We start from the raw sequence: 26,166 nt of genomic DNA, 5'->3' as shown, positions 1-26,166 counted from the left end.
GGAGCCACCAATGCCGGACGTTACCCTCAGCGCATCCTTCTTCCGCCGGATGCTCAAGCCGACTGCAATTCTCGTGCTGTCCTGCGTCATCGCCGTCAACGGATCGCGGCGGCTCGGCGCATTCGAGATCGTGTTCGATCCATCGAATTATAGCCAGAACCTGCTGACCGCGGCGCGCGCACTCGCGCAGATCAACAATCAGGTCACAAGTCTGCAGAACCAGGCACAATCGCTGCTCAATCAAGCGAAACATCTCACAAGCCTCCCCACGACCGTGGCGGGTCAGCTCACCTCGACAATCAACCAGATGAATAGCCTGATTGGCCAGGCCAAGAACATCTCATTCGATGTTCAGAAGACGCAGCAGGATTTCCAGCGGCTTTACCCTCGCCAGTATGCGGCAGCGGTCTCGTCCGACAGGATGGTGCAGGACGCCACCAGCCGTTGGGATAACAGCTACGACGGGCTGAGGCAGTCGCTCACGTTGCAATCGGCCATCATCGGTACGCTCGACGAGGACAGCGGGACCCTTCGAACGCTGATGACCAGGTCGTCGGCCGCGGTTGGCTCGTTGCAGGCCCAGCAGTCGGCCAACGAGCTGCTCGCCCTACAGATCAAGCAATCGCTGCAGGCCCAGGCGCTGATGGCGACCCAGGCGCGCGCGGACACGTTGCGGGCGGCCGAGGAGCAGGCGTCGGCCGCCGCGGCGAAGGAGCGATTCAATCGCTTCATCGGAGACGGTCACGCCTATGCCGGCGGCAAGTAGGCGAGGGCGTCATGGCTGATCTCTCTGTTATTGACCGCTTTACCGAGACCTTCTCGCGCTACATCGATTCCGGCTTCGGTCTTCTGTCAGGCGATGTCTCTTTCCTGAGCTCGACCTTGATTGGCATCGACTTGACGTTGGCGGGGCTCGCCTGGAGCGCCCGCGGCGACGACCATGTCCTGGTCACGCTGGCCAAGAAGGTCCTCTATGTCGGTGCCTTTGCGTTTATCATCGGCAACTTCAAGGGGCTCGCCGAGATCGTCCTGGCGTCGTTCTCCAGCATCGGTCTGAAGGCGTCGGGCGGCGGATTGAGCTCGGCCGACCTGGCGCGGCCGGGCTTCGTTGCATCGGCGGGGTTTACGGCCGCTCATCCCCTGCTGGAGGAGACCGGCCAGTTCTCGGGCTTTGACGTCCTGACCAACCTGCCGACGATCCTGATCTTGCTGTTCTGCTGGGTCATGATCGTGCTCGCCTTCTTCGTCCTCTCGGTACAGCTCTTCGTCACGCTGATCGAGTTCAAGCTGACGACGCTTGCGAGCTTCATTCTCGTGCCGTTCGCCTTGTGGGGGAAGACGGCATTCCTGGCGGAAAAGACGCTCGGCAATGTGGTCGCCTCTGGAGTCAAGGTGATGGTTCTTGCGATCATCATCGGCATTGGCTCGACCATCTTTAGCCAGCTCGCAGGCACGCTGACACATCCGGTCGACATCGTGTCGGCCATGAGCCTGCTGCTTGCGGCGCTTTCGCTGTTCGGCCTTGGCATTTTCGGTCCGGGGATCGCCGCGGGACTGGTGTCGGGTGCGCCTCAACTTGGCGCCGGCGCCGCCGCGGGAACGGTGGCGGGAGCCGCGGCAGTCGCGATTGGCGGCGGCGCGGCGGCCATGGGCGGTCTGCGCCTTGCTGCGGGCGGTTCAATGACGGCCGTCCGCTCGGCGGCATCGCTCACGGGCGCATCATCCGCTGCGGGCGGTTCGGCCCAGGGCTTGGCGGCGAGCCAGCTCTCGGGCGCGAACGCGGGCTCGGGCAGCACAGCAGGCGCTGCAACTTCCGCCGGCGCGGGACGCGCAACTCCTTCGGCGGGACGGGGACACATGAGGGAAGCGGCCCAGGTGGCCGCGCACACCGTGAAAGACGGCGACAAGGGCGGGCACTCGTCAGGTCCGAAGCTGGAAGGGGAATAGACCATGGCAGATCATCCCTTCCAGCGCGTGTCGGTTCGTTACGGCGAAACACCGGAGCCGGTCACACCCTATCAGAAGGCGGCCCAGGTCTGGGACGAGCGGCTGGGCTCCGCGCGTGTTCAGGCAAGCAACTGGCGCTTGGCAGCGCTCGCGGCCATCGGACTGTCCGGCGCGCTTGGACTGACGATCTTCACCCAGATCGCGCGCTCCGGTGTCGTTCCCTACGTGGTCGAGGTCGATCGGCTCGGTGAGGTCCGTGCGGCCGGGCCGGCGCTCGAAGCCTACCAGCCATCGGATGCACAGATCGCGCACTTTCTCGCGCGATTCATCGAGAACGTCCGTTCGCTGTCGATTGATCCGGTCATTGTCCGGGCGAACTGGCTCCATGCCTATGACTTCGTTACGGATCGCGGCGCGCAGGCTTTGAACGATTATGCGCGCGAGGCCGATCCATTCACGAAGATCGGTTCAAGGACGGTGACGGCCGAGGTCACGTCCGTGGTGCGTGCGTCGAGCGACAGCTTCGAAATCCGCTGGAAGGAGAATGCCTACGAGAACGGCGCGATCGCGAAGACCGAGCGCTTCACCGGTCTTGTCACGACGGTCCTCAAGCCGCCGGCCGACGCCGAAACGCTTCGGAAGAATCCTCTCGGCCTCTACGTCCATTCCCTCAACTGGTCGCGCGACCTCATTGGAGACGCCAAATGACTTCCAAAACCCTGACCCAGCTCGCGTCGGCCAGCGTCCTTGTCCTGTCGCTTGCGCTCTGCGGGTGTGCGACCAAGCTCAATCTCGAGGCACCCTATGATGAGATGACCTTTGAGAAGGCGCTGCCGGAGGCCGACCCGCCGGCGCCGGTCCAAGTCGTCGAAACCCCCAAAGTTCTGCCCTTGCCAGGCCAGTTGAAGCCCATTCCGGCAAAGGGCGCGAAGGAGGAGAAGCTGCCGCCGGAGCAGGCGATCGCCAAGGCCAACAAGGCCGCAAGGATGGAGCCGACACGCGCGGGATATATCAATGCCATTCAGGTCTATCCCTGGACTGAGGGCGCGCTCTACCGGCTCTATGCCAGCCCGGAGAAGGTCTCGACCATCGCGCTTCAGCCGGGCGAGGAGCTGATCGACGTCTCCACCGGCGATACGGTGCGCTGGGTCGTCGGCGATACCTCGAGCGGGCAGGGCAACTCCCGGCGGGTCCACATCCTGGTCAAACCGACCCTCCCGGAGATTCAGACCAACCTGGTGGTCCTCACCGATCGGCGCGCCTATCACCTCGAGCTCGTCTCGACCAAGCAGACCTACATGGCGTCCATCTCCTGGACGTATCCGACTGACACGCTCGTTGCCCTCCACAAGCAGAACGCCGTCGCGCAGCAGAACGAGGAGCGGATCGCCGATCGCGGCGTGCGGCTCGACAGCCTGAACTTCCGCTATCGGATCGAAGGTGATGATCCACCGTGGCGGCCGGTGCGCGCCTTCGACGACGGTCGCAAGGTCTATATCCAGATGCCGTCCGGTCTGTCGCAAGGAGAAGCGCCGCCACTGTTCGTTGCCGGAGCGGATGGCCGGCCGAACCTCGTCAACTACCGCGTCCGCGGCACCTACTACATCGTCGACCGGATGTTCGGTGCCGCCGAGCTTCGTCTCGGCGAAGACCCCCAGCGCATTGTCCGGATCATCCGTATCGACGCCAGGCCGGTGTCGCAGGCCTTCAGCACCGGGAGTGCCTCATGACGGAGTTGGGGCAGGATCCGGAGCCGCTGGAAATGCGGGCACGGCCGCGGCCGGTCCGGCGGCTGAACCGGCGTGCGCTGATGGCTGGCTGCGCAGTCGCGGCGTTGTTCGTCGCCGGCGCGGTCCTCGTGGCGCTCCGGCCGCACGCGTTCAAGCAGGCGGAGCGCTCCGAGCTCTACAACACCGACCGCAAGCAGACAGCCGAGGGCTTGAGCAAGCTGCCGAAGTCTTATGAGGACCTGCCGCCGTCGACGCCGCGGCTTGGGCCCCCGTCACCGGGGGATATCGGCCGGGCTTTCGCCGAGAGCGAGAAGAAGGCTGGCGCAAGGCTGGACACGGGATTCCAGGCCAATCCGGAGGAGGACGTCGAGCGCGCTGAACGTATCAGGCAGACGCGGATGGCCCAGCAGGCAAAGGAGTCGGGATTGTTCATCCGTCTGTCGGAGAAGCAGGAGAAGCAGAGACAGGCGAGCACGGCCGAGGTGCCGCCTGTTGCTCCGACGGCGTTTCGGCCGGCAACGACCGACACAGGACCGTCTGCCGCGGAATTGGCGAAGACGGCTCAGGCGATGGTCGATCGATCCAGCGAGATCGTTCCATCGTCGCAGGCACGAAAGCTGGCCTTCGCGGGAGCCAAGGCCGATACAGAGACCACCAATCCCCATGCACTCAAGCCGGCGCCTTCGACCTATGCGGTCATGGCCGGATCGATCATTCCGGCAAGTCTCGTCACAGGGCTGAACTCGGACTTGCCGGGGGCTACCATTGGCCAGGTGACCGAGAACATTTTTGATACCGTCACTGGCGAACACCTTCTTGTGCCGCAAGGGACGCGGCTCGTGGGCAAATACGATAGCGTCGTGGCGTTCGGCCAGAAGCGCGCGTTGGTCGTCTGGACGCGGCTGATCCTGCCGAACGGCAACTCGATCGTGATCGAGAATCTTCCGGCGGCCGACGTCGCTGGCTATGCCGGCCTCGAGGACGAGGTGGACTTCCATACGTGGCAGTTGCTCAAGGGCGTGGCCTTGGCGACCTTGATTGGGGTGGGGACCCAGCTATCGATCGGCAACGATGAGAGCGATCTCGTTAAAGCGCTGCGGGAGAGCACGCAGCAAACGACCAATCGGGCGGGGCAGCGGCTAGTGGAGCGGGAGCTTGACGTGCAGCCGACGATCACGGTGCGACCGGGATGGCCGCTGCGGGTGATTGTTTCGAAGGATCTGGTGTTGAAGCCATATCAGGACGTTGAGACAGTGGCGAAGGGCAGGTGAGGGATGAAGCTTGCGAAGTTGCCTGACCGCAGTCCCGTGAAGATCACCATTGTGTTTACTCCGGTACTTGCGCAGCGGCTACGAGAATACGCTGATTTCTATGCCGAGACTTATGGCAGTCGGGAGGAGGTATCCGAGCTGATACCATTTATGCTTGAGGCGCTTCTCGCGAGCGATTCGGAATTCAAGAGAGGAAAGAAAAAATCAGGATCGCTGTAATACGAGTAGCAGGTCTTCACGGTTGATTCTGAGAATTGGGCTCGGTACTCGCTTGGGCGAGCGCAGTCTTCACATACTCTGTCGTAAGCCAGACGGTAAGCAATCTCGAAACAAGTGCTCTGGGTAATGGCAGCAGCGGCGCGCAAGGAAAAGGGATGTGCGCCTTTCTACAACGCGCCAACCTCGCCCCGCGAGCGGGGCGAGGTACTCAAGCTCAGGTGCCTTCGAACTTGAACGACACGCTGAGCTTGGCGCGATAGGCCTCTACTTTTCCCTTATCGTCCAGTTGCATGTCGAGTTTGACGACCTCTGCAACACGAAGGTCTCGGAGAGATTTTGCAGCTTGCTCGACCGCATTGGCAGCGGCTTTCTCCCAGGTGTCTTTGCTAGTACCGACCAGTTCAATGACCTTGTAAACGCTTTCAGCCATCTCGTTCTCCTGTTCAGTATGAAGCAGGCAGCAGGTGCTCCCTGCCGTTGATGAATCTAGCATCAAGACGTCGGCGCTGATACATGCGTGGGCGAGCTCGAGCGGCCGGCCGTGTTGGGGCCGCGGATACCCATGCGGTACCATGGCCTTGATGGGGGTGACTGCCAACGATGCGAATGCAGTCGATCGTCGCCAAGCGAATTGGACAGGACACCGATACGCGCGCGCTCCCACGACCTGCCGGAGATATCACCTATGAGTCAGACAGCGATAAAGGGGGGCAGGACAAGGGAGCGGGTGGGAGCGGGCATCCCCGCGCCGGACAAGCCTGGGGCATTGAGTGTTGAGATTGCTCCAGCTAGAGGAGCTACTGATGGGTCGGAGATCCGTACGCGAAAGGAGCAGCCGCCGGGTCAGTGCTCAATTTCGGCGTCCAGCTCGGCGAACCGCTTGTATATCCACGACCGCCCGTCGAACCGTCGCCAGACGCGTCCCCAGGCCAACTCGCTACTGATTGTTCTCCGCGGGATGATTACGCTCCATACGTGCCAAAGCGACATCCAGTCCGGCTTCGTCATTCGGCTTCTTCAGTCATTTCGATCGGTCCGTATGCACGAAGCCGACACGCCGAATATCCCGACGTGACGGCTTCGCCATGGTGGATCCGGATGGAAGGCAAAATCCGGTGCTCCAATCTCGGATCGTTTCTTGATCGAAGCAATCGAACTCGCCGGTTAAGCTTGATGTCGGGCGGCAAGGTTAAATCTGGAACCTCACTGCTCGAATTAGTCATTCTAGTTTAGGCTAATCTCGCGCTGTCATTGCACGTTCGGGTAGTGCTCGACCCATTGCGCCCATTAGGCATTCGGCAATTGCAATCTTTGATCGGCGGTTAACCGGTTTCGCCGAGACTTTGCATCCAGCCTCACCGGAGACGTGGAAGTTGTCCTTCCAGCTGACCGTCTTGAAAGTGCTGGCCGGCCAGCCCGCCGGGCGAGCCTCCGTTGCCGAAATCCGGCAGGCGGTCGAAATACTGATGAGCAGCGGCAAGGACTGGACCGATCGCATGAAGCGATTGGCCGAACATGCGCCTGATCTGAACATTTTCTCGGCCAAGTTTGTGCTTCGCGATGCGGCGGGCTGGGAGATCACAGAAGAGGGGCGGCAATTCCTCGCCGCACTTCAGACAGCAGTCGCTGTTCGACGGTCGCCGCTTCGCTCAGTCGACGATCCGCCAACGAGCGAGTCCGCTTCAGTGAATGCGACGAAACTGTCTGATCCTCCTCGCAGGCATCGTCGCAGTGGTTCGCGGCGCCGCCGCGGGAAAAGTCGGTCGAATCGGCGTACAGCGTGACGCGCTTCGGCTGACTTCGTCGTTAGGAGAAACACAACATTTCTCACGCAGCATCAGTCTTATTTGCATTAGTTATTGATGGACGCGGACATGATTGCTCTTCCGGACAGGCGAAAGTCTGTGCGCAATCCATCGCTGGACAATGCGTTGATCAGATTTGGTGAGCTTTCATTGTGCTGTGTCGTGCGCGATATCACGGAGCGTGGTGCAGCGCTCAACGCAGACGATCCGCCATCCCCCGTTCCCGATCAATTCACGCTTATCGTTCCGCCCAATAAAACTTACTCATGCAACGTCGTTTGGCGTGAAGGCGACTGGGTTGGTGTCGCGTTCGTTGTGTGACGAACTCATCCTCCCGGATGCGCACGAATTGCGTGAAAAGCCTGCGCTATGTAATCTGCGTCACACACGGCCCTGCCTGACTGGCGCTATCCTGCTGTAATTTCAGCGGGACACCATGGACGACGAGTTTTGCAAAGAGAGGGCGCGGACTGTGCGGGCGCTTGCCGAGCAAGCTGATCCCTTCATCAAGAAGCGTTTGTTGCAGCTGGCCGATCACTATGAGCGGCGTGTCGTCATTCAGCCGGACGATGCCGATTGGGATCGGGCAGATTTGCCGGCACTGGGCTTGCCCGTCCGGTCATAGTGACCTGCTCGTCAATCAATTGCCGACACCAGCGCGACGCCATTTTCAAGCGCGCGCTGAAACAAAGGCTTCAGGCGTTGATCGGCCAATATGGCTTCGCCGGGTCTGAAGTCCTTCGCCACGCGCCATTCGAAGCCTGCGTTTGGTAGGGGTAGCTTCGCAGGATCCAGGGCGTAGGCCGTCCGGCCGGGACCTTCAGCTCCTTGCTCAACGAATTTCTGAAGCCGGTTCATGTGTCCCCCTGATCACCAATTACGGCAGCCTGCCATGCCTGGAGGAGGGCAGCAACGGAGGACGTCATTGGTGGGGAAGCTGGAGGGTTCTTCCCTTTCGGTTCGACGACGGCCGCCTCCCTATCCGCTCCGGTCACGTTTCCAACGGCTCGGAATGCATTGCGGCTCCGAGGACACGGCTTACACTTGGCTTGCTCCGATGCACGGAGCGGTAAGGTAAGGGTGTCTATGTCCGGATTGATCCTGCACCACTACGACTTCTCGAACTATTCGGAAAAGGTTCGCGTTGCTCTGGGCTACAAATCCCTGGAATGGTCGAGCGTAATCGTTCCGCCCGTGGCACCGAAGCCGGATCTGACGGCTCTGACTGGCGGTTATCGCCGGGCGCCCGTCCTGCAGATTGGTGCGGACCTTTACTGCGACACCCGGTTGATTCTTCGGGAGCTTGAAAGGCGGTACCCGCAACCGAGCCTGTTCCCTTCCGGGCAAACCGGTATTGCCAATGCCGTCGCGGCGTGGGCCGAGGGACCGCTCTTTCGTTCAGTTATGCTGTATGCGTGGGGTACCAACCACGACTTGATGCCGCAGGAACTGTTCGAAGATCGCGCCCGGATGAGGGGCTTACCCGTACCGAGCGTGAAGTCGGTTGAGCGTGCCGCTGCACGCTCCGCTCCGCTCGTCCGAACGCAGATGCCTTTCATCGAGGATATGCTCGCTGACGGACGCCGATGGATTTGCGGAACGAACGTGACTGTAGCCGACCTCGCAGTCTTCCATGCGATGTGGTTCTTGACGGATCGAAGTCCGCGCCTGTCTCACGAATTCGATCGCTTCGAACGACTGCGGGAATGGATGTTGCGAATGAAAGGGTTTGGCCACGGGCGGTCGCAAACCATGACCGCGGGCGCGGCAATCGAGATAGCGCGGGCCTCTTCGCCTTCTGCGCCGCGGGCCTCCGTGCTGCAGCCAGAAGATCCGGAGCTCGGAAGCCTTGTCGAAGTCCGGGCCGCCGACTACGCACGGGATGCTATCGCCGGAACGCTTGTGCTCGTTGACGACGACGAACTTGCAGTTTCACTCCGCGGCGGCCGGGCAGGGGATATCGTCGCCCACTTTCCCCGCATTGGCTTTGAACTGAGAGAGTCTCCCTAGGCGGGGATCTGTCTGGTGCTGTCCCCGTGAGGCCCGGCGGCGAGCGGCTCGCCATCGCCGGCCGAATATGCTCGTCAAGATCCGTTACAAGCTGCCGCGATCCGATCGAAGCGCGCTGATCAGCACTCCCGTCGATCGCGGATCCGAATACGCTCGCTTCGAGAACGCGCCACTAGATACCCGCTTTGCAACCAGTGTGGCGGCGTTCGGCGAGATTCTACGTGGCGGAAAGCACACCGGCCAGTTCGGGTATGATGACGTGCTGCGTATCGCCTCGGGAGCACGCGGCGATGATCCTTACGGCTATCGCGCCGAGTTCCTTCAGTTGGTGCGCGCGACCAAAACTGCGAGCGCAATGCAGCCGCAGCACCGGTGATCGATTTTCGATCCCCATTCCGACCAAGGGAAATTCTGCAGTGATCTCAAAAGGCCAAAAACACCGAAAATCTTTGTTGCAGAAAAACTCTCACGGAGGTTCGCCAGCGTCTTCTGCATCGCTTCGAGATTGGGGTTGGTCGGCCAGAGCCGGTGACTTTGGGCTAGTTTGCGAACCCGTCACCAGCCTTGCTGGTCGACGTTCAGTCGGCTTGCTGAGAATTTTTTGGTGTCGCCAACTCGCTTACAAGTGTTGGCATTTTTGTTGGTATTGATCGACCGACCGAAAATAAATTCAGCAATCTCAAAGCACTAGGTACCAATTTCCATTACCTCACGCGTAATAACCCCTCGGAGGTACATTTGGGACGCCGATCACGGCCAATGTAGTCGCAGGCCGAACGACAATTCTGGTCTACGCCTGTGCGGTAGCTAACATCCGGAGGTATTCCTCCAGAGTTGGCTGTGGCTCGGTCTGTAGCTTGTGAAGCTCTTCCGGCTTTAGTTTCGTGTAACGTCGCAGCGTACGCCAGTCCTTATGGCCGGTGACCAAAGCGACTTTTTCAATCGGGAGTCCTGCTTCGAAGAGACGGCTGGTGCCTTCGTGCCTCAGGTCGTGAAAATGCAGATCCTCGATCTTCAACTCGTTGCATGCCCGCGTGAACGCCACACTCACTGAGCGATGGTTATACGGGAATACGCGTCCTTGGCCTCGGGTAATGATGCGCTGCTGGAGCATGATCTCCCAAGCATCGTAACCGGTCAGATTGAGGAGCGGGACCTTCTGATCGTTGCCATCTTTCTTTCTCGGATCCTTGCGGTCAATGATCGTGAGAATCCGCGTTCGCATGTCAACGTGCGGCCAGTCAGGCCGGCAAATTTCTTCTTGCCTCATCGTTGTCGCAACAGCGTAGCGAACAATGCGCCCCATCGGGATGACCTGTCGAGGATTAGTCTCGAAGTATTGAATGAGCTCGTCGAGCTCATCTTGAGTTGGGCGCCGGTCTCGCTCATCTGACGTTCCGACCAGACCCAGATGCTTCAGCGCGAAGCGGGCGAGGCGAACTTCTTCGGCGGATACTTCGATGCCATGAACGGCTGCTGCGTGCGTTGCGACGGTCCGGATAAAAGACAAATCGATTGCGAGGGTGGCTGGGCCAGCACCTTCCTTCGCTCGCTTCCTGCCGTATTCGATGAGCCGTGCACGATCGAGCCGGGGAAGCTTCGTCGATCCGAGATCCTCCTTAAGCGCCTCCAGGACAGCCGCCTTGGATCGGCGGGGAGGGCGGCCGACATCGTGCATATCTTCCACATGCAGATCGATGATGTCTCCGAAGGTTTTAGCTTTGACGGCAGCGCGCGGCTTTGGCGATCCGCTGCGATCAATATTGCGCTCCATATCGAGCGCCCAATCCTCGCCGTCCTTGCGACGACGAAAGGTCTCCGCCACGTAGCGGTTCTTGCGGCGGACCTGGACGCGCCAGTTCCCGGACGGCAGCTGAATGAAGCTGGCCATGGCCGTGTGCACTCCCTATTTCGTGTGCGCTACGTGTGCACTGACAGGTCAAAACGGGTACAAACGTGTGCAATTTCGGCTAGTTTGGAGTGCACACGTTCATGGTTCATCCTGTTGAAGCGTAAGGTAAATAATTGAAATCGCAAGACTATCGCTTTTCTGTGGCCCCGATGATGGATTGGACAGACCGGCATTGCCGCGTCTTCCATCGCCTGATGTCGCGCCGGGCGTGGCTTTATACCGAGATGCTGACGACTGGCGCCATCATTCATGGCGATCGGGCGCGGCTGCTTGGCTTCGATGCCAGCGAGCATCCGGTGGCGTTGCAGCTCGGTGGTTCCGATCCGGGCGATCTCGCAACCGCAGCCCGGATCGGCGAGGATTTCGGCTACGACGAGATCAACCTCAATGTCGGTTGTCCGTCCGATCGCGTGAAGGATGGCCGTTTCGGCGCCTGCCTGATGGCGGAGCCGGCGCTGGTCGCCGAAGGCGTTGCGGCGATGAAGCGCGCGGTGAAAATCCCGGTCACGGTGAAATGCCGGATCGGCATCGACGACCAGGATCCGGAAGTCGCGCTCGATACGCTGGCACGGGGCGTGATTGCGGCCGGCGCCGATGCGCTGGTCGTGCATGCGCGCAAGGCTTGGCTGAACGGTTTGTCGCCGAAGGAGAACCGCGACATCCCGCCGCTCGACTATGATCGGGTCTATCGCCTCAAGGCGGTGTTGCCGGATGTGCCCATCATCATCAATGGCGGCATCACGAGCCTCGCCGAAGCCAGCCAGCATCTCGCGCATGTCGATGGCGTGATGCTGGGACGGGCAGCTTATCAGGAGCCGTGGCGGCTGCTGACCGTCGATTCCGAGCTGTTCGGTGAGACGCCGCCGCACGCGACGATGAAGGACGTATTTGAAGCGATGCTGCCCTATATCGAGCGGCAACTGGCCGAAGGCACGCGGCTGCATTCGATCACGCGCCATTTCGTCGGCGCCTTCCATGGCGTGCCCGGCGCGCGTGCATTCCGCAGGCACCTCGCGGAGAACGGCGTTCGGCCCGGCGCCGGTGTCAACGTGCTGCGCGATGCGATCGCGCTGGTTGACGATCGCGCACGCACGGCGGTGGCGGCCTGACGGGACGGATTACGGCTTGCGCTGACGCCGCACGACGTCCTGCGCGACCTTCAGGAAATTGAAGAGGTGCGGCATCCGGTTGTCGCGCCGGTAGTTCAGCGACAGCGCGGTGCCCGGATTGTGCCCTTCATAGGCGCGGTAGGCGACGCCGGGACGCTCCGCCTGCGAGACTGATTTCGGCACCAGCGCGATGCCGACGCCAACCGATACCAGGCTGATCGCGGTCTGATAGTCCTGGGCCAGCACCTGCGATTTCGGAATGAAACCTTCCTCGAGGCAGATGTTGAGGATGTGGTCGGCAAAGCTCGGCCGCGGTTTGCGCGGGTAGAGCACGAACGTCTCGGACTTGAGCGCCGATAGCCGCGTGACCTGTCGTTCCAGCAGCGGCGAGGTGTCCGACAGCGCGAGGATCAAGGGCTCCTGCAGCAGCGGCTCCGACTTCAATTCCTCGTCGTCGAGCGAGGGCCGCGCGACGGCGATATCGATCTCGCGCTGGATCACCGCGCGCTTCTGCTCGGCATTGTTCATCGCCGACAGCGCGAGCTCGACGTCGGGATAGGCCGAGCGAAACGCCTTGATCACGTTGGGCAGAACGCCATAGGTCGCCGATCCGACGAAGGCGACGCGCAGGTGACCTGAAAAGCCTTCGCCGATCCGCTTGATCTCGCGATGTGTCCGGTCGAGGCGCTCCAGCACATCGCGTGCCCGCTCCAATAGAACGTTGCCGGCCTGCGTCAAACGGATTTGGCTGCGGCTGCGGTCGATCAGCATGACGCCGAGATCGCTCTCGAGCTGGGCGATCTGCCGGCTCAGCGGCGGCTGGGCGATCGCAAGCCGCGAGGCGGCGCGGCCGAAATGCAACTCCTCGGCGACGGCGACGAAATAGACCAGCCGCCTGAGGTCCATGACATCGTCGCGCTCAGTCACGGTCAGCCGGACATCTGTTCGCAGACTTCCGGAGAAGCTGCGGTCAAGGCCTGTCGGGTTCGATACCGATTGGTCATCAGCGCACGATTGAGTTGGTTCCAGCGCGAAGACTGGGCATGGGTCCCGGGATTGTCAATTGTCTGAGGGAACGATGTCATCCGGCTAGTCCTTGCGAGCGAAGGCGCGGATCTTGTCCTCGTCGACCTCTACGCCGAGGCCGGGGCCGTCGGGCACGCAGATCTCGAACTCATCGAACCTGATCGGGTTGACGACCAGATCCTCCACGAGAATTCGCGGACCGAAATGCTCGGTGCCCCATTCGAGCCTGGGCAGGGTGGCGAATGCGGCAAGATGTGCCGCCGCGCCGATGCTGCTCTCCAGCAGACAACCGCCATAGAGTTCGAGGCCATGCGCGCCGGCGACTGCGGCGGCGCGCTTGATCTCGAACAGGCCGCCGCTCTTCACGAGCTTCAGCGAGTAGACGCTGCCGCACCCCATCGTCGCGACGCGGGCGATCTCCTCCTTGGTGAACGCCGCTTCGTCGACCAGCAGCGGGATGGATGTGCGCGCCGCCACGCGTGCCATGGTGTCCAGCTGCAGTGCCGACACCGGCTGTTCGACGAGCGCGACATCCAGTTCTTCCAGCGCCGGCATGAAGCGGATGCATTCGGCTTCGGTCCAGCCCTGGTTGACGTCGACGATCAGGCGCACCTCGTCGCCGAGCCCGGCGCGCAGCGTCTGCAACCGCTTGAGGTCGGCCTGCGGCCGGTTGAAGCCGAACTTGATCTTGAACTGGCGGTGCTCGCGGCGCCGCAGCTTCTCTTTCGCTTCCTCCAGCTCCTGGCCGCTGTCGCCCGAGGCCAGCGCCCAGATCACTTCCATGCGTTGGCGCACCGCGCCGCCGAGCAGGGCACTGGCGGGCAGGCCGAGCGTCTTGCCGGCGGCGTCGAGCAAAGCGGATTCGATGGCGCCCTTGGCCGCGAAATTACGGGTGGCGGCCTTGCTCATGCGCAAGCTATTGGCTTCAAAGGCGAGGGCAGGCTGCCCGAGCAGCGCCGGCGCCAGGTAATTCGTGACCGCGGCCTTGATCGATTCCACGCTTTCCTCGGCCCAGCGCGGCCCGCCGAGCGTCGAGGCCTCGCCGATGCCCGTCACGCCATTGTCGAGCTGAACGCGCACCAGCACGTAGCCCTGATGCGTGACTTCCGTGTTCGACAGCTTGTGCCGGCGGCGGGTCGGCGCCTCCACGATCGTGGCGCGGATACTGCGGATCGCAGTGTCCTTTGCGAGACCGCGCACTTGTTCTACGGGCTCGGCGATTTCGATCACGGCACGACTCATTTGTCCTCGCAGGTCAGTTCAAGTGGAGCCCGCCGGGCCTTCGAGGTCCGGCGGGGGGCTTGTTACGTGTTACTCGGCCGCGACGAGCCGCTCGACTGCCGCCTTCTTCAGCTTGAAGTCGAAGTTGAGCACCAGATCGGTGTCGGCGCCGGCCGGGGCCTTGTTGAATTTGCCGATCAGGCTCTGCTTCACGGCGAACACCGAGTCGTTGTCGAGATACTTGGTCTCGGAATCGTAGATCTGCGAGATCAGCGACTGATAGCCGTCCTTGGAGAGCATGAAGTGGATGTGACCGGGGCGCCAGGGATGGTGGCCCATGTACTTCAGGAGCTCGCCGCCGGCGCCGTCATAGGGGATCGGGTAGGGCTCGGGGCGCAGCGCCACGAAGGCGTATTCGCCATTGGCATCGGTCGTGAAGCGGCCGCGCAGATTGTAGGCGGGCTGTTCGGGGTCTTGCAGATCATAAAGTCCGTTCGGCGCGTCTTCCCAGACGTCGATGGTGACGCCCTCGATCGGCCGCCCGGCGGTGTCGACGATGCGTCCCGAGACCTTGACGGTCTGTGCATTGTCGAACGTCTTCTTGATGATCGAGGCGCCCTTGGCGAGCACCGGCGGGTTCTCGCGGTAGAACGGCCCGAGCACGGTGGACTCGCTCTCTCCGTCGGTGACGCGGTGGTCGAGCATGTCGACCAGCACCTCGACGCCGAGGATATCCGCGATCAGGATAAACTCGTTGCGCTTCTCGTCCGAGATGTCGCCGGCTCGGCGCAGGAATTCGCAGGCCGCGAACCATTCGGCGAAGGTCAGGTCGACCTCCTTGCAGAAGTCGTGCATGTGGCGGATCAGGCTCGTCATGATCTGGCGATTGCGATCCGGAATATCAGTCGCGAGCGCGGCGATCACGTGGTCGGTGATGGTATCCTTGTTGACGTTCAGCATGGTCGTTTCCTCCTTTTCTTGCAGTTTCCTCAAACGTGCATTCCCCGTTCTCGGGAATATCGGGCTGGCGGTCTCACCAGACGAATTCGTAAGCGGCATTCTCCAGCATCGCGGGCGCCGGGTGCGGATCGGCGAAGCCGCCGAAGCGGCCGCGGAAGAACAGCAGCGGCTTCCTGTTCTGCTCGAGCGCCATCTCGCGGACATGACCGATGAAAATGGTGTGGTCGCCGGCGACGATCTCGTCGGCGAGATCGGTCACGAAATATGCCACCGCATTGGCGATGACAGGCAGCTCGCCGCGCCGTTCGAACACGTCGCGGAGATCGAGCCTGGGCTTGCCGGCGAAATGCCAGGCGAGATCCTCCATGCCTTCGGCGAGAACGCTGACTGCAAAACGGCCGGTGTCCTGGATGTTGCAAAGCATCTTCGCGCTCTTCGCGATCGAGATCGCGACCAACGGTGGATCGAGCGAGACCGACATGAAGGCATTGGCAGTCATGCCGTGATCGCGTCCCTCGCAATGCGTCGTGATAATGGTGACGCCGGTGCCGAATTGCCCGCAGGCATTGCGCAGCTCGCGCGGATCGATGGTGGTCATTGGCTGATGACCTCGAATTGGGCCAGGCCGGCTCGGCTGGCTGGTGACGCGGTCACGATATCCCGCCAATTTTCCAGCGCTGCAGCGGCGGCTGCAAGGCCGGATCGCCGAAGTGCGCGGATCCGGCTGCTGGAGACAATCTCGCCATTGCCGCAGCGCACTGGCGGCAGGACGCGGGTGTTGAAATGCTGCCGCAGCAGCTGCGCGGTGCCGCCCTTGCAGGACCCGAAACGGAAGTCCTCGCCGACGATCACCTCGCGCGGGCGCAGCCGCTGCAATTCGGCGAGGAAATCGGCCGCGCTGCGCCGGACATAGATCTGGTTGAAGTCGGCCACAACGACATGGTCAGGCGCGAATGTTGCGATGCGCGCTAGCTTTTCGCGCAGCGATATCAGCGGCTCGGCGTGGCCGAAATACACCTTTGGCGGCGGATCGAATGTGTAGACCACGGCAGGAACGCCGTGGCGCTGCGCTGCCGCAACCGTCTGCCGCAGCAGTTCCTGGTGGCCGCGATGAACGCCGTCAAACGCGCCGATCGTCACGACGCAGGTGTCGAGCGCCAATTCCCCATCGCGATGGAAAGCGACAGTGGTGCTGTCAAAACCCTTGGCCCAACCTTTGCCCATGGTCCGCTCCCTTTGCCGTGCTGCGCATTGCTGCATCAGCTGCGACGTTGCGTCGGTGGGACGATCATCGCCGTCCGGTCCGTGCCATCGTGTCATAGCCCGAGCCCGGTCAATCCGCGCGGTATGGTGTGATACCTTTCGCCCGCTCGTCCTGAGCGCGTAGCTTTTCCTCCGATGTCACGCCGACCAAGAGCGTGACGGGATGGTCCGGGCCGGTATGGCAAACGCCCGCCGGTCCAACGACACAAGCGGAGGAGAACCCATGACGACAGCAGCTGCCTTGCGGGCCGACGCGCCCCAGCCAACCACCAGCGTCTATACCGGCGCGGAATTCCTGGACAGCATCCAGGACGGCCGCGAAATCTACATCTATGGCGAGCGCGTCAAGAACGTCACCCAGCATCCCGCCTTTCGCAATTCGGCGCGGATGGTGGCGCGCTGGTACGATCGCTTCCACGAGAAGAAGGATCAGATCGGCGTCCTGACCGATACCGGCTCCGGGCAGTTGACCCATCCGTTCTTCCTCGGCTCGAAAACGGCCGATGACCTCGTCAAGGGCCGCGACGCGATCGCCGAACTGCAGAAGGTCGCGTATGGCTGGATGGGCCGCTCGCCGGACTACAAGGCGGCATTCCTCGGCACGCTCGGTGCGAACTCGGGCTTCTATGGCGAATATGCCGGCAACGCAAAGAAGTGGTATTCCCGGACCCAGGAGCGGATCGACTTCTGGAATCACGCCATCGTCAATCCACCGATCGATCGCGACCGCGCCATCGAGGAGGTGCGTGACGTCTTCATGCATGTCGAGAAGGAGACCGACGCCGGCCTGATCGTCTCGGGCGCGAAGGTGGTCGCGACCGGCTCGGCGCTGACGCACTACAATTTCATCGCGCACTACGGCATCCCGATCAAGGACAAGTCATTCGCGCTGATCTTCACGGCGCCGATGGACGCCAAGGGCATCAAGCTGATCGCCCGCTCGTCCTACGAATTCACCGCGGCCGCGACCGGCTCGCCGTTCGACTATCCGCTCTCGAGCCGCTTCGATGAGAACGACTCCATTCTGGTCTTCGATAAGGTGCTGGTGCCCTGGGAGAACGTCTTCATCTATGGCGACGTCGACAAGATCAACCAGTTCTTCCCGGCGTCCGGCTTCATCCCGCGCTTCACGCTGCACGGCGTGACGCGACTTGCCGTCAAGCTCGACTTCATCGCCGGCCTGTTCTCGATGGCGGTCGAGGCCACCGGATCCAAGGACTTCCGCGGCGTGCAGACCGCGGTGGGCGAGGTGATCGCCTGGCGCAATCTGTTCCACGGCATTGCGGATGCGATGGTGAAGTCGCCGATCGCCTGGCAGGGCACCGACGGCTACAATCTGCCTAACCTGAACTACGGGCTGGCCTACCGCGTGTTCGCGCCGATGGCCTATCCGCGGATCAAGGAATTGATCGAGCGTCACGTCGCGAGCGGCCTGATCTATCTGCCGTCGAGCTCGGCGGATCTCGAGAGCGAGGCCATCCGGCCCTATCTCGACCGTTTCGTGCGCGGCTCCAACGGCTATGCGGCGATCGACCGGATCAAGCTGCTCAAGCTGCTGTGGGACGCGGTCGGCTCCGAGTTCGGCGGCCGGCATGAGCTCTACGAGCGCAACTATGCGGGCAACTACGAGAACCTGCGGGTCGAGACCCTGATGGCCGCGAGCGCCACCGGCGATCTCGGCGCGATGCAGGATTTCGTGCGCAACTGCATGAGCGATTACGACGTCTCGGGCTGGACCGCGAAGGACCTCGTCAATCCGGACGACATCAACCTCGTCAGCCGCGGTCTGGTGCAAGGCTGACAATCTGTTAGACAAATCGATGAAGCCGCCGCGATCACGCGGCGGCTTCGCCTTTGTAAGGGGAGACCATCGCCATGCTATTCCACGTTGAAATGGATGTGCGGATTCCGCACGACATCCCGGCGGAAAAAGTCGATGCGCTGAAACAAGCCGAGCGCACCCGCGCCATGGAGCTGCAGCGGACGGGCGCCTGGCGCCATCTGTGGCGGGTGGCCGGGCGCTACGCCAATGTCAGCATCTTCGATGTATCCGGCGCGCAGGAATTGCACGACATCCTGTCGAGCCTGCCGCTGTTTCCGTTCATGGAGATCAGCGTAACACCGCTGTGCCGGCATCCGTCGTCGATCCACGACGACGACCGCTAGCGCTAGTCGACAACCGTGCGCGGGCGACGATGGCGGCTTGAGGTGCTGATGCTGCCGGTGACGTCGGGGTATCCGGTCAGGCTCAGCGTGTCGGAGCGGACACCCCAGCTTTCGAGTCGGTCGAGGAAGCTCATGCCGAGCAGATTGGTCTTCATCTGCCCGCGCTGCACCACCAGCGCCGGGACCGATTTCTCGACCAGCTTGCCGACCGCGAGACGATCGAGCGTCAGCCGCGCCGCCTTGGTGTGACCGCCGGCGGTCTCGAGGTCGACATTGTAGTCGAGCATGTCGGTCGGCAACCCGATCGCCTTGGCGGTTTCCCAGGTCAGCACCACCGAGGTCGCGCCGGTGTCGATCACCATCGGCGCGCTGACGCCGTTGATCTTGGCGCGGAAGGCGAACTCGCCGCCCTGGCTGCGCGCGATCTGCACCGCAGGGGCGGAGGTGGAAGTGGACGCCGAGGCGGTGGTGCTGCGGCCGAAGATCTGGGTCAGGTTCTCCCTGGCGCGCGCGATCTGGTCGGGATCGCCATAGGCGACGACGGCGCCGGCGGTTGCCATCAAGAGCAGCATGACGAGGAGGATGCGGGTCACCATGCACCTCCGGCCGCGGCGGTGCTCAGGCGCGCTTCGGACGCGGCTCCATGCGCTGGAGCCCGGCCTCGGCCATGCGTGCCGGCAGCGCCGCCATCACCGACCGCCGCTCCGCGCTGTCCATCTTGTGCCAGCGCGCGATCTCCGGAAGCGTGCGGCCGCAGCCGAAGCAGAGCTTCGTCCTGGGGTCCATCATGCAGACTGCGATACACGGTGTCTCTGAGCTCATTCTTCAACTGTTGAACCGTTTCGGCCGCCAGTGCAAGCCGGTCGAATCGGGATGCTGCATCACGCCCCGGCTTTTTGTCGCGAGCATGGTCGTCGCGCGAACGCCTTGCATTTATTGGCAGCGAAGACCGCGTCACGTTTTTTCGCGACATGTTCTACAATCCGGTGCCGGCACTCATGATCGACTTGCGGCGCACGCTCTTCCGGTCGGCCGCCATCGTGGGCTCGGCGGGCTCCGGCTGCATCGGTGGCGCTTCCTCCGTCATCGGCGCCAGCGCGCTCATCACCCGCTCCGGCGGCAAGGTCACGATCACCTCGGTGCCGATGCGCAGCTTCGATTTCAGCGTGAAGGTGCCGCCATGCATGTCGATCAGGCTCTTCGCGATCGGCAGGCCGAGGCCCGCACCCTGTTCCGCCGACTTGATCGAGTTGGAGCCCTGGCCGAACGAGGCCAGCACGACCGGGATCTCGTCCTCGGCGATGCCGCTGCCGGTGTCCTTGACGCTCAGATACTGCCCGCCCGACGCGGTCCAGCCGACCTTGAGCCAGATCTCGCCGCCCTGCGGGGTGAACTTGATCGAGTTGGAGAGCAGATTGAGCACGACCTGGCGGATGGCGCGCTCGTCGCCCCAGATCCGGGGCATGCCGTGCTCGAACACTTCGTGGATGGTGATGCCACGACTGGAGGCGCGCAGCTTCAGCAAATGATGGCAGTCGGCGACGACATGGACCAGCGCCACGGCCTCTTCGTTGAGCTCGTAGCGGCCGGCCTCGATCCGCGACAGATCGAGGATCTCGTTGATGAGATTGAGCAGGTGCACGCCGGAATTATGGATGTCGGCGGAATATTCCTTGTAGACCGGCACGGCGTGTGCGCCGAAGATCTCGCTCTTCATCACCTCGGAGAAGCCGAGGATGGCGTTGAGCGGTGTGCGCAGTTCGTGGCTCATCTGGGCCAGGAAGCGCGACTTGGCGACGTTGGCGGATTCGGCGCGGTGCCGCGCCTCGTCGGAGATCGCCTTGGCCTGTTCCAGTTCGCCGATCAGCGCGTCCTTTTCGGCACGGGCCTCCAGCGTTGCCAGCGTGGTCGAATGCAGGCGGTGCGCCAGCAGCGCGAAATAACCCTCGGCGGCAAGCGCCAGTAGCGCCAGCACGTAATTGTCGAACGCGCCGTTGAGCACGAGGTCGAGCGCGATCCCGACCGTCACCGGCACGGTTGCCGCGAGCGCTGCGATCGGCAGGCTCGCCGCCAGCATGCTGGAGACCGCGATCACCAGCAGCATCAGGAACATCATCAGCGTGTTGGAGGCGAGATCGCGCCCGGCGGGGTGGATCAGGATCGCGGTCCAGCACAGGCCGTAGAGCAGGTCGAGCAGCACGAACCGCGTCCGCCATTTGCGGGTCACAGCGACCGAGCTGGGCTCGGCGAGGAAGCGGACGCAGCTGCGGATGATTGCGACATGGACGCAGAGGATGCCGACCGTCCAGGCGCCGGCAACGATCGGCTTCATCCAGAGGCCGAACAGCACGCCGGTTGCCACCACCAGCAGCATCACGACGTAGGAGGCCGAGATCCGGGTCTGGGCGTATTGGCGGAGCAGTTCGGCGTCGAACGCCGGGCGGGTTCCACTGGTTGACGTTAACCGATCCCGCGCCTCGCGTACCCGCTGCGCAGCAACGCGCCGGCTGTTCACCGGCGCCGCCACCTGAGGTCCTGCCGGAAGCGCTACAACTTCAGGCTTTTCTGCGGGATTACTCATAAACAACACAAATCCTGCCAGCGAACCGCGCGGGCCTTTTGCATTGTCTATCTGTAACGCTAAATCATTAAGCGATGACTTAAAGAGCTAAAGAAACTCGTTAACCGGAGGTTAAATTAACTTTTGCGGCGGGCGGTGCGCTGCTGCGCAAATGGTGCGCAATCGTAGTGCTGCGGAGCTTGCAAACATCGGGAGACGCCGCAGCAGGGCAGGTGACCCGCCGGCGCGGGTCACCATGGCCGGATGCGAGGCGTTAACGCTGCAGGCGGGCGAGCAGGCTCGACGTATCCCAGCGCTTGCCGCCCATCTTCTCGACCTCGGCATAGAACTGGTCGACCAGCGCGGTCGCGGGCAGGGTGGCGCCGTTGCGGCGGGCTTCCGCCAGCGCGATCGAAAGGTCCTTGCGCATCCACTCGACCGCGAAGCCGAAATCGTACTTGCCCTCGTTCATGGTCTTGTAGCGGTTCTCCATCTGCCAGGACTGCGCGGCGCCCTTGGAGATGGTCTCGATCACGGCCGCGACGTCGAGGCCGCTCTTCTTGGCGAAGTGGATGCCCTCGGAGAGGCCCTGCACCAGGCCTGCGATGCAGATCTGGTTGACCATCTTGGTCAGCTGGCCGGCGCCTGCCGGTCCGAGCAGCTTGCACATCCGCGCATAGGCGCCGGTGATGATCGGCTCCGCGCCCGCATAGGCGTCTTCGGCGCCGCCGCACATCACCGTCAACACGCCGTTCTCGGCGCCGGCCTGGCCGCCGGACACCGGAGCGTCGACGAATTTGAAGCCGGCCTTGGTGGCGGCGGCATCGAGCTCGCGGGCGACCTCGGCGGAGGCGGTGGTGTGATCGACGAAGGTCGCGCCCTTCTTCATCCCGGTAAAGGCGCCATCGGGACCGATCGTGACCGCGCGCAGGTCGTTGTCATTGCCGACGCAGCACATCACGAAGTCCTGACCTTCGGCGGCAGCTTTCGGGGTGGCTGCGGTCTTGCCGCCGAACTTGTCGGCCCATTCCTTCGCCTTCGCCGCGGTTCGGTTGTACACGGTGACCTCATGGCCGCCCTTTTTCACGAGGTGCCCCGCCATCGGGAAGCCCATTACGCCGAGACCGAGAAAAGCGACTTTAGCCATGTCTGATACCTTGTGATTTGCCGTGGTGATCGCCCAAGACCCGTCGGAAATGTCGCAGCGGGCAGGGCATTCCGTCCATGGAAGGAGCCGCACCATACCCCCTGCGCAGCGGAGGGCAACGGCTTCGTTGGATGGCAGACCCCGGTTTTGTGCTAGGATCGGCCTACCAAAGAACCTCACAAAAAAGGGAGTGTCTCGCATGGGCATGAGCGTCGGTGTGCTCGATCATTTCAATATCCGGACCCGGAATCTCACCGCCACGGTGCGGTTCTATGAGGACATTCTGGGCCTGGAAAAGGGTGCGCGGCCGAACTTCGCGTTCCCCGGAGCGTGGATGTACAGCGAGGGCAAGGCGGTCGTGCATCTGGTCGATATTTCCGCGACCGACGAGGCGCAAAAGCCTGACTCCGGCGTTGTCCATCATGTCGCCTTTGCCAGCCACGGCTTTGCCGGGATGCGGCAGCGGCTGCAGTCCAAGGGCATGGAATTCGACTCCCGCCAGGTTCCCGGCGGCGATCTCTGGCAGATCTTCGTCAACGACCCCAACGGGGTGATGATCGAGCTGAACTACGAGGCCGCCAAGGAGGGAGGCTCAGCGGCGCCGGCCGAGCGGCGGGACGACGTCGGAGCGAGGTAGCCTTTTGCGCTGCAACGCTCTATGGGAGGTTTCTTGAACTTTCCAGGAGATGCGCGGTGAGCGTGACGCAGCAACAGGTTCTCGATTGCCTTGCCAAGGTGATGTCGCCGCGCGGCGTCCCCTTGACCAATGCCAATGTGCTGTCGGCGATCACGGTCACCGACGGCAAGGTGTTCTTCTCGATCAACGTCGATGCTGCCGAAGCCCGTGCGTGGGAGAGCGTGCGTGCGCAGGCCGAGAATGCCGTGCGCGCCATTCCCGGCGTCAGCGTCGCGATGATCGCGCTGACCGCGGAGCGCAAGGCAGGCGCCGCAGCGCCTCCGCCGCGGCCGGCCGGCGGCGTCCAGCCCGCATCCGCGCACCGTCATCCGCATCCGCCCGGTGCGCAATCGCCGATGGCGCGCCAGGCCGAGATTCCCGGCATCGCCGCCGTCATCGCGGTTGCCTCCGGCAAGGGCGGGGTCGGCAAGTCGACCACCGCGCTCAACCTCGCGCTCGGCCTGCGCGACCTCGGCCTGCGCGTCGGATTGCTTGATGCCGACATCTACGGCCCGTCGGTGCCGCGGCTGACCGGCATTCGCGAGAAGCCGCAGCTCAACGACGACAAGAAGATGATCCCGCTCGTGCGCTTCGGCCTGTCGATCATGTCGATCGGCTTCCTGGTCGAGGAGGACACTGCGATGATCTGGCGCGGGCCGATGGTGATGTCGGCGATCACCCAGATGCTGCGCGACGTCGCCTGGGGCACGCTCGACGTGCTGGTCGTCGACATGCCGCCCGGCACCGGCGATGCCCAGCTGACGCTGGCGCAGAACGTCCCGCTTAAGGGCGCCGTCATCGTCTCGACGCCGCAGGATCTCTCGCTGATCGACGCGCGGCGGGGGCTGGCGATGTTCAAGAAGGTCAACGTGCCGGTGCTCGGCATTGTCGAGAACATGAGCTATTTCCAGTGCCCGCATTGCGGCACCCGCTCGGACATCTTCGGCCATGGCGGCGCCCGCCACGAGGCCGAGAAGCTCGGGGTGCCGTTCCTCGGCGAGATCCCCCTGCACATCGCGATCCGCGCCGCCTCCGATTCCGGCAACCCGGTGGTCGAGAGCGAGCCGGACGGCCCGCACGCGGCGATTTACCGCGCGATCGGCGGCAAGGTGCGCGAGCAGCTGCAAGGCGTGATTGCCGCCGCCTGAGCCCACAGTGCTGTCCCGGCGAGTCGACCGGCCTGATATGCCGGCGTCCGGTGGCCTTTCTTCACAGGCCTGTCGCCCTTGGTGCCTCTGGACGATTGCTGAATCGGTTTCGGCCTGTATGTTTGTGCAGCAGCGGCCGAATCGTACCACCCTTGTATTGGTCGAAGGCGGCCACGGGTGAGGCCGAACTGCAGAAGGGTCGTGGGGCGACCGTCGACATGGCAGCATCACGCGAAGCAAAGAAAACACGCCGCAAGCATCTGACGCGGGAGAAGCGCGAAGAGGCCTCCCGCCTGGCGTTCAACGTCGCGAAGAAATCCGACTCGATCGGCGAGGCCGCCGAGTCGATCGCCAAGACCTATGGCGTCAGCAAGACCACCGCGCAAAGCTGGATTCGGCGCGGGCGACATTTGGCCGACAAGGCCAAGAAGGCGCGGGAGACGACGCGGCGCTGATTGCCTTGGGAGCCCGGTGGTTGCGGGCGAGCCGGATGGCCCGCACGCGGCGATTTACCGCTGATGCAGGCTTGCGTCGCGGGTGACCTCAGGAGGTCCATTGCCACCGCCCAAGCCCGCATTTTCCAGTCGATTTCCTGCACCATCAGACTTTCGTTTAATTGGCGCGGTCATGCCATCGTCGCGTTTCCGTGAGGGCTGCTTCCGTGTTAAAGGGCCGACCCAGAGCGCCCCGGCAGGCCTTCCAGCGTCCTGCCGGAGAACCGCTTGCGGTCATTGGGAAACGCCCCTCAAGGAGAAGCCTTACGATGAAGCGTCGTGATTTTTTGAAAGTGTCTGCGGCCGGTGCTGCCGCGACGGCGGTTGCTGCGCCGGCGATCGCGCAGTCCTCGCCTGAAATCAAGTGGCGCCTGACCTCGAGCTTCCCAAAGTCGCTGGACACCATCTATGGCGGTGCCGAGCAGGTGGCGAAGTACGTCGCCGAAATGACCGACAACAAGTTCCAGATCCAGGTGTTCGCGGCGGGCGAAATCGTCCCCGGCCTGCAGGCGCTGGACGCGACCTCCAACGGCACCGTCGAGATGTGCCACACCGTGTCCTACTACTATGTCGGCAAGGATCCGACCTTTGCGATCTACGCGTCGGTGCCGTTCGGCCTCAACGCGCGCATGCAGAACTCCTGGTGGTACCAGGGCGGCGGCGAGGCGCTCGGCAACGAGTTCTTCAAGAAATTCGGCGTGATCGGTTTCCCCTGCGGCAACACCGGCACCCAGATGGGCGGCTGGTTCCGCAAGGAGATCAAGACCGTCGCCGATCTCTCCGGCCTCAAATTCCGGATCGGCGGCATCGCTGGCCAGGTGTTGCAGAAGGTCGGCGTAGTGCCGCAGCAGCTCGCCGGCGGCGACATCTATCCGGCGCTCGAAAAGGGCACCATCGACGCTGCCGAGTGGGTCGGTCCCTATGACGACGAGAAGCTCGGCTTCCAGAAGGTCGCCAAGTACTATTACTACCCGGGCTTCTGGGAAGGCGGCCCGACCGTGCACGCCTACTGCAACCTCGAAAAGTGGAACGCGCTGCCGAAGAACTACCAGGCGATCCTGACCAACGCGACCGCCAACGCCAACAGCTGGATGGCTGCGCGCTACGACATGCAGAATCCGACGGCGCTGAAGCGGCTGGTTGCCAGCGGCACGCAGCTGCGTCCGTTCACCAACGAAGTGCTCGAGGCCTGCCTCAAGGCGACCAACGAGCTGTGGGGTGAGATCTCGGCCAAGAATGCCGATTTCAAGAAGTCGATCGACGCCATGCAGGCCTACCGGTCCGACCAGTATCTGTGGTGGCAGGTCGCCGAATACACCTTCGACAGCTTCATGATCCGCTCGCGTACCCGCGGCTAACAGCGTCTCAAGCGTTCGCGAGAAGAGAACGCGACAAAAGCTTCGACTTAAGTAGCCCGGCCTCCGCAAGGAGGTCGGGTTTTTTGCGTCTGGCATTCGGCAGGGGGATGTTCCATGCTCGCGGCGCAAGCCTCGGCACGAAGG

Annotated in this window: 30 protein-coding genes; 18 read left to right on the top strand and 12 right to left on the bottom strand. The window is 62.8% G+C overall.

Annotated elements, in window-relative coordinates; all coding sequences use genetic code 11:
* The first annotated feature begins 10 nt into the window (after window positions 1-10).
* Genes trbJ through JQ616_RS34450 form a run of 6 tightly spaced genes read left to right on the top strand, consistent with a single transcriptional unit; the run spans window position 11 to window position 5,167 of the window.
* Window positions 11-766 (top strand): P-type conjugative transfer protein TrbJ, encoded by a 756-nt coding sequence (gene trbJ / locus JQ616_RS34475; protein ID WP_212022620.1) that lies wholly within the window; start codon window positions 11-13, stop codon window positions 764-766.
* 11 nt (window positions 767-777) lie between these two features.
* Complete coding sequence (gene trbL / locus JQ616_RS34470) at window positions 778-1,947, top strand: P-type conjugative transfer protein TrbL (protein WP_212022619.1); 1,170 nt, start codon at window positions 778-780, stop codon at window positions 1,945-1,947.
* A gap of 3 nt (window positions 1,948-1,950) precedes the next feature.
* Entirely contained in the window at window positions 1,951-2,655 is a 705-nt protein-coding gene (trbF, locus tag JQ616_RS34465) for a conjugal transfer protein TrbF (protein WP_212022618.1), read from the top strand.
* A complete protein-coding gene (gene trbG / locus JQ616_RS34460) occupies window positions 2,652-3,677 on the top strand; it encodes a P-type conjugative transfer protein TrbG (RefSeq protein ID WP_212022617.1) in 1,026 nt (341 codons plus the stop codon). Before trbF ends, trbG begins: the two co-directional genes overlap by 4 nt.
* Window positions 3,674-4,948: a TrbI/VirB10 family protein gene (locus JQ616_RS39525; RefSeq protein WP_249137646.1), complete on the top strand. Its 1,275-nt coding sequence runs from the start codon at window positions 3,674-3,676 to the stop codon at window positions 4,946-4,948. The genes trbG and JQ616_RS39525 overlap by 4 nt, the downstream gene beginning before the upstream one ends.
* Before the next feature lie 3 nt (window positions 4,949-4,951).
* Window positions 4,952-5,167 carry a DUF2274 domain-containing protein gene (locus tag JQ616_RS34450; RefSeq protein WP_212022616.1) on the top strand — a complete coding sequence of 72 codons (216 nt, stop codon included), beginning with the start codon at window positions 4,952-4,954 and terminating at the stop codon, window positions 5,165-5,167.
* Window positions 5,168-5,381: 214 nt separating this feature from the next.
* Here JQ616_RS34450 and JQ616_RS34445 read toward each other — a convergent pair whose 3' ends face one another.
* Window positions 5,382-5,597: a dodecin family protein gene (locus JQ616_RS34445; protein ID WP_212022615.1), complete on the bottom strand. Its 216-nt coding sequence runs from the start codon at window positions 5,595-5,597 to the stop codon at window positions 5,382-5,384.
* Between the two features lie 943 nt (window positions 5,598-6,540).
* On the opposite strand from JQ616_RS34445, the gene JQ616_RS34440 reads away from it, so the two are divergent.
* The 3 genes from JQ616_RS34440 to JQ616_RS34430 all read left to right on the top strand — a co-directional run bounded on the left by JQ616_RS34440 (window position 6,541) and on the right by JQ616_RS34430 (window position 7,597).
* The gene (locus JQ616_RS34440) at window positions 6,541-6,951 is read left to right on the top strand and encodes a hypothetical protein (RefSeq protein WP_212022614.1); all 411 of its coding nucleotides are present in this window, start codon (window positions 6,541-6,543) and stop codon (window positions 6,949-6,951) included.
* 90 nt (window positions 6,952-7,041) lie between these two features.
* The gene (locus JQ616_RS34435) at window positions 7,042-7,293 is read left to right on the top strand and encodes a PilZ domain-containing protein (protein ID WP_212022613.1); all 252 of its coding nucleotides are present in this window, start codon (window positions 7,042-7,044) and stop codon (window positions 7,291-7,293) included.
* Between the two features lie 115 nt (window positions 7,294-7,408).
* Window positions 7,409-7,597, top strand: a complete 189-nt coding sequence (locus tag JQ616_RS34430; protein WP_212022612.1) for a hypothetical protein — start codon at window positions 7,409-7,411, stop codon at window positions 7,595-7,597.
* Between the two features lie 11 nt (window positions 7,598-7,608).
* Here JQ616_RS34430 and JQ616_RS34425 read toward each other — a convergent pair whose 3' ends face one another.
* Window positions 7,609-7,830, bottom strand: coding sequence for a hypothetical protein (locus JQ616_RS34425; RefSeq protein ID WP_212022611.1), 222 nt, complete (start codon window positions 7,828-7,830; stop codon window positions 7,609-7,611).
* A gap of 228 nt (window positions 7,831-8,058) precedes the next feature.
* On the opposite strand from JQ616_RS34425, the gene JQ616_RS34420 reads away from it, so the two are divergent.
* Together JQ616_RS34420 and JQ616_RS34415 are read left to right on the top strand one after the other, a co-directional pair.
* Window positions 8,059-8,982, top strand: a complete 924-nt coding sequence (locus JQ616_RS34420) for a glutathione S-transferase family protein (RefSeq protein ID WP_212022610.1) — start codon at window positions 8,059-8,061, stop codon at window positions 8,980-8,982.
* A 67-nt stretch (window positions 8,983-9,049) separates the two neighbouring features.
* Complete coding sequence (locus JQ616_RS34415) at window positions 9,050-9,358, top strand: YfbK domain-containing protein (RefSeq protein ID WP_249137645.1); 309 nt, start codon at window positions 9,050-9,052, stop codon at window positions 9,356-9,358.
* A 414-nt stretch (window positions 9,359-9,772) separates the two neighbouring features.
* Here the strand turns inward: JQ616_RS34415 and JQ616_RS34410 are convergent, their stop codons facing one another.
* Complete coding sequence (locus tag JQ616_RS34410; RefSeq protein WP_212022609.1) at window positions 9,773-10,873, bottom strand: site-specific integrase; 1,101 nt, start codon at window positions 10,871-10,873, stop codon at window positions 9,773-9,775.
* A 134-nt stretch (window positions 10,874-11,007) separates the two neighbouring features.
* On the opposite strand from JQ616_RS34410, the gene dusA reads away from it, so the two are divergent.
* Window positions 11,008-12,003 carry a tRNA dihydrouridine(20/20a) synthase DusA gene (gene dusA, locus JQ616_RS34405; RefSeq protein WP_212022608.1) on the top strand — a complete coding sequence of 332 codons (996 nt, stop codon included), beginning with the start codon at window positions 11,008-11,010 and terminating at the stop codon, window positions 12,001-12,003.
* Between the two features lie 9 nt (window positions 12,004-12,012).
* On the opposite strand, the gene JQ616_RS34400 is transcribed toward dusA, so the two are convergent.
* The 5 genes from JQ616_RS34400 to JQ616_RS34380 all read right to left on the bottom strand — a co-directional run bounded on the left by JQ616_RS34400 (window position 12,013) and on the right by JQ616_RS34380 (window position 16,434).
* Entirely contained in the window at window positions 12,013-12,930 is a 918-nt protein-coding gene (locus JQ616_RS34400) for a LysR family transcriptional regulator (protein WP_349630082.1), read from the bottom strand.
* Between the two features lie 162 nt (window positions 12,931-13,092).
* Entirely contained in the window at window positions 13,093-14,271 is a 1,179-nt protein-coding gene (locus JQ616_RS34395) for a muconate/chloromuconate family cycloisomerase (protein WP_212022607.1), read from the bottom strand.
* A gap of 69 nt (window positions 14,272-14,340) precedes the next feature.
* Entirely contained in the window at window positions 14,341-15,210 is an 870-nt protein-coding gene (locus tag JQ616_RS34390) for an intradiol ring-cleavage dioxygenase (RefSeq protein ID WP_212022606.1), read from the bottom strand.
* Window positions 15,211-15,283: 73 nt separating this feature from the next.
* The gene (locus JQ616_RS34385) at window positions 15,284-15,808 is read right to left on the bottom strand and encodes a flavin reductase family protein (protein WP_212022605.1); all 525 of its coding nucleotides are present in this window, start codon (window positions 15,806-15,808) and stop codon (window positions 15,284-15,286) included.
* Window positions 15,805-16,434 carry an FAD synthetase gene (locus tag JQ616_RS34380; RefSeq protein WP_249137642.1) on the bottom strand — a complete coding sequence of 210 codons (630 nt, stop codon included), beginning with the start codon at window positions 16,432-16,434 and terminating at the stop codon, window positions 15,805-15,807. Before JQ616_RS34380 ends, JQ616_RS34385 begins: the two co-directional genes overlap by 4 nt.
* Window positions 16,435-16,696: 262 nt before the next feature.
* On the opposite strand from JQ616_RS34380, the gene JQ616_RS34375 reads away from it, so the two are divergent.
* Window positions 16,697-18,274, top strand: a complete 1,578-nt coding sequence (locus JQ616_RS34375; protein WP_212022604.1) for a 4-hydroxyphenylacetate 3-hydroxylase N-terminal domain-containing protein — start codon at window positions 16,697-16,699, stop codon at window positions 18,272-18,274.
* 74 nt (window positions 18,275-18,348) lie between these two features.
* Window positions 18,349-18,639, top strand: coding sequence for a muconolactone Delta-isomerase (catC, locus tag JQ616_RS34370; protein WP_212022603.1), 291 nt, complete (start codon window positions 18,349-18,351; stop codon window positions 18,637-18,639).
* A 2-nt stretch (window positions 18,640-18,641) separates the two neighbouring features.
* On the opposite strand, the gene JQ616_RS34365 is transcribed toward catC, so the two are convergent.
* From JQ616_RS34365 to JQ616_RS34350, 4 genes are all read right to left on the bottom strand, one after another.
* Complete coding sequence (locus JQ616_RS34365; protein ID WP_212022602.1) at window positions 18,642-19,232, bottom strand: TIGR02281 family clan AA aspartic protease; 591 nt, start codon at window positions 19,230-19,232, stop codon at window positions 18,642-18,644.
* Between the two features lie 25 nt (window positions 19,233-19,257).
* On the bottom strand, window positions 19,258-19,461 hold the full coding sequence (locus tag JQ616_RS34360; RefSeq protein WP_212022601.1) for a DUF1289 domain-containing protein: 204 nt from the start codon (window positions 19,459-19,461) through the stop codon (window positions 19,258-19,260).
* 154 nt (window positions 19,462-19,615) lie between these two features.
* The gene (locus JQ616_RS34355) at window positions 19,616-21,220 is read right to left on the bottom strand and encodes a sensor histidine kinase (RefSeq protein ID WP_212022600.1); all 1,605 of its coding nucleotides are present in this window, start codon (window positions 21,218-21,220) and stop codon (window positions 19,616-19,618) included.
* A 253-nt stretch (window positions 21,221-21,473) separates the two neighbouring features.
* Window positions 21,474-22,442 carry an NAD(P)-dependent oxidoreductase gene (locus JQ616_RS34350; protein WP_433996030.1) on the bottom strand — a complete coding sequence of 323 codons (969 nt, stop codon included), beginning with the start codon at window positions 22,440-22,442 and terminating at the stop codon, window positions 21,474-21,476.
* Between the two features lie 103 nt (window positions 22,443-22,545).
* Between JQ616_RS34350 and JQ616_RS34345 the strand changes: the two genes are divergently transcribed.
* The 4 genes from JQ616_RS34345 (at window position 22,546) to JQ616_RS34330 (ending at window position 26,022) form a co-directional block, all read left to right on the top strand.
* Entirely contained in the window at window positions 22,546-22,983 is a 438-nt protein-coding gene (locus JQ616_RS34345) for a VOC family protein (protein WP_212022598.1), read from the top strand.
* Window positions 22,984-23,039: 56 nt separating this feature from the next.
* On the top strand, window positions 23,040-24,170 hold the full coding sequence (locus tag JQ616_RS34340) for an Mrp/NBP35 family ATP-binding protein (protein ID WP_212022597.1): 1,131 nt from the start codon (window positions 23,040-23,042) through the stop codon (window positions 24,168-24,170).
* A gap of 218 nt (window positions 24,171-24,388) precedes the next feature.
* Window positions 24,389-24,625, top strand: a complete 237-nt coding sequence (locus JQ616_RS34335; protein ID WP_212022596.1) for a hypothetical protein — start codon at window positions 24,389-24,391, stop codon at window positions 24,623-24,625.
* A 308-nt stretch (window positions 24,626-24,933) separates the two neighbouring features.
* Window positions 24,934-26,022 (top strand): TRAP transporter substrate-binding protein, encoded by a 1,089-nt coding sequence (locus JQ616_RS34330; RefSeq protein WP_212022595.1) that lies wholly within the window; start codon window positions 24,934-24,936, stop codon window positions 26,020-26,022.
* Window positions 26,023-26,166 lie beyond the last annotated feature (144 nt).

Source organism: Bradyrhizobium tropiciagri, from assembly GCF_018130545.1.
Classification (GTDB): Bacteria; Pseudomonadota; Alphaproteobacteria; order Rhizobiales; family Xanthobacteraceae; genus Bradyrhizobium; species Bradyrhizobium tropiciagri_A.
The sequence above is the reverse complement of the archived record's forward strand: the minus strand, read 5'-3'. Positions and strand labels throughout refer to the sequence as shown.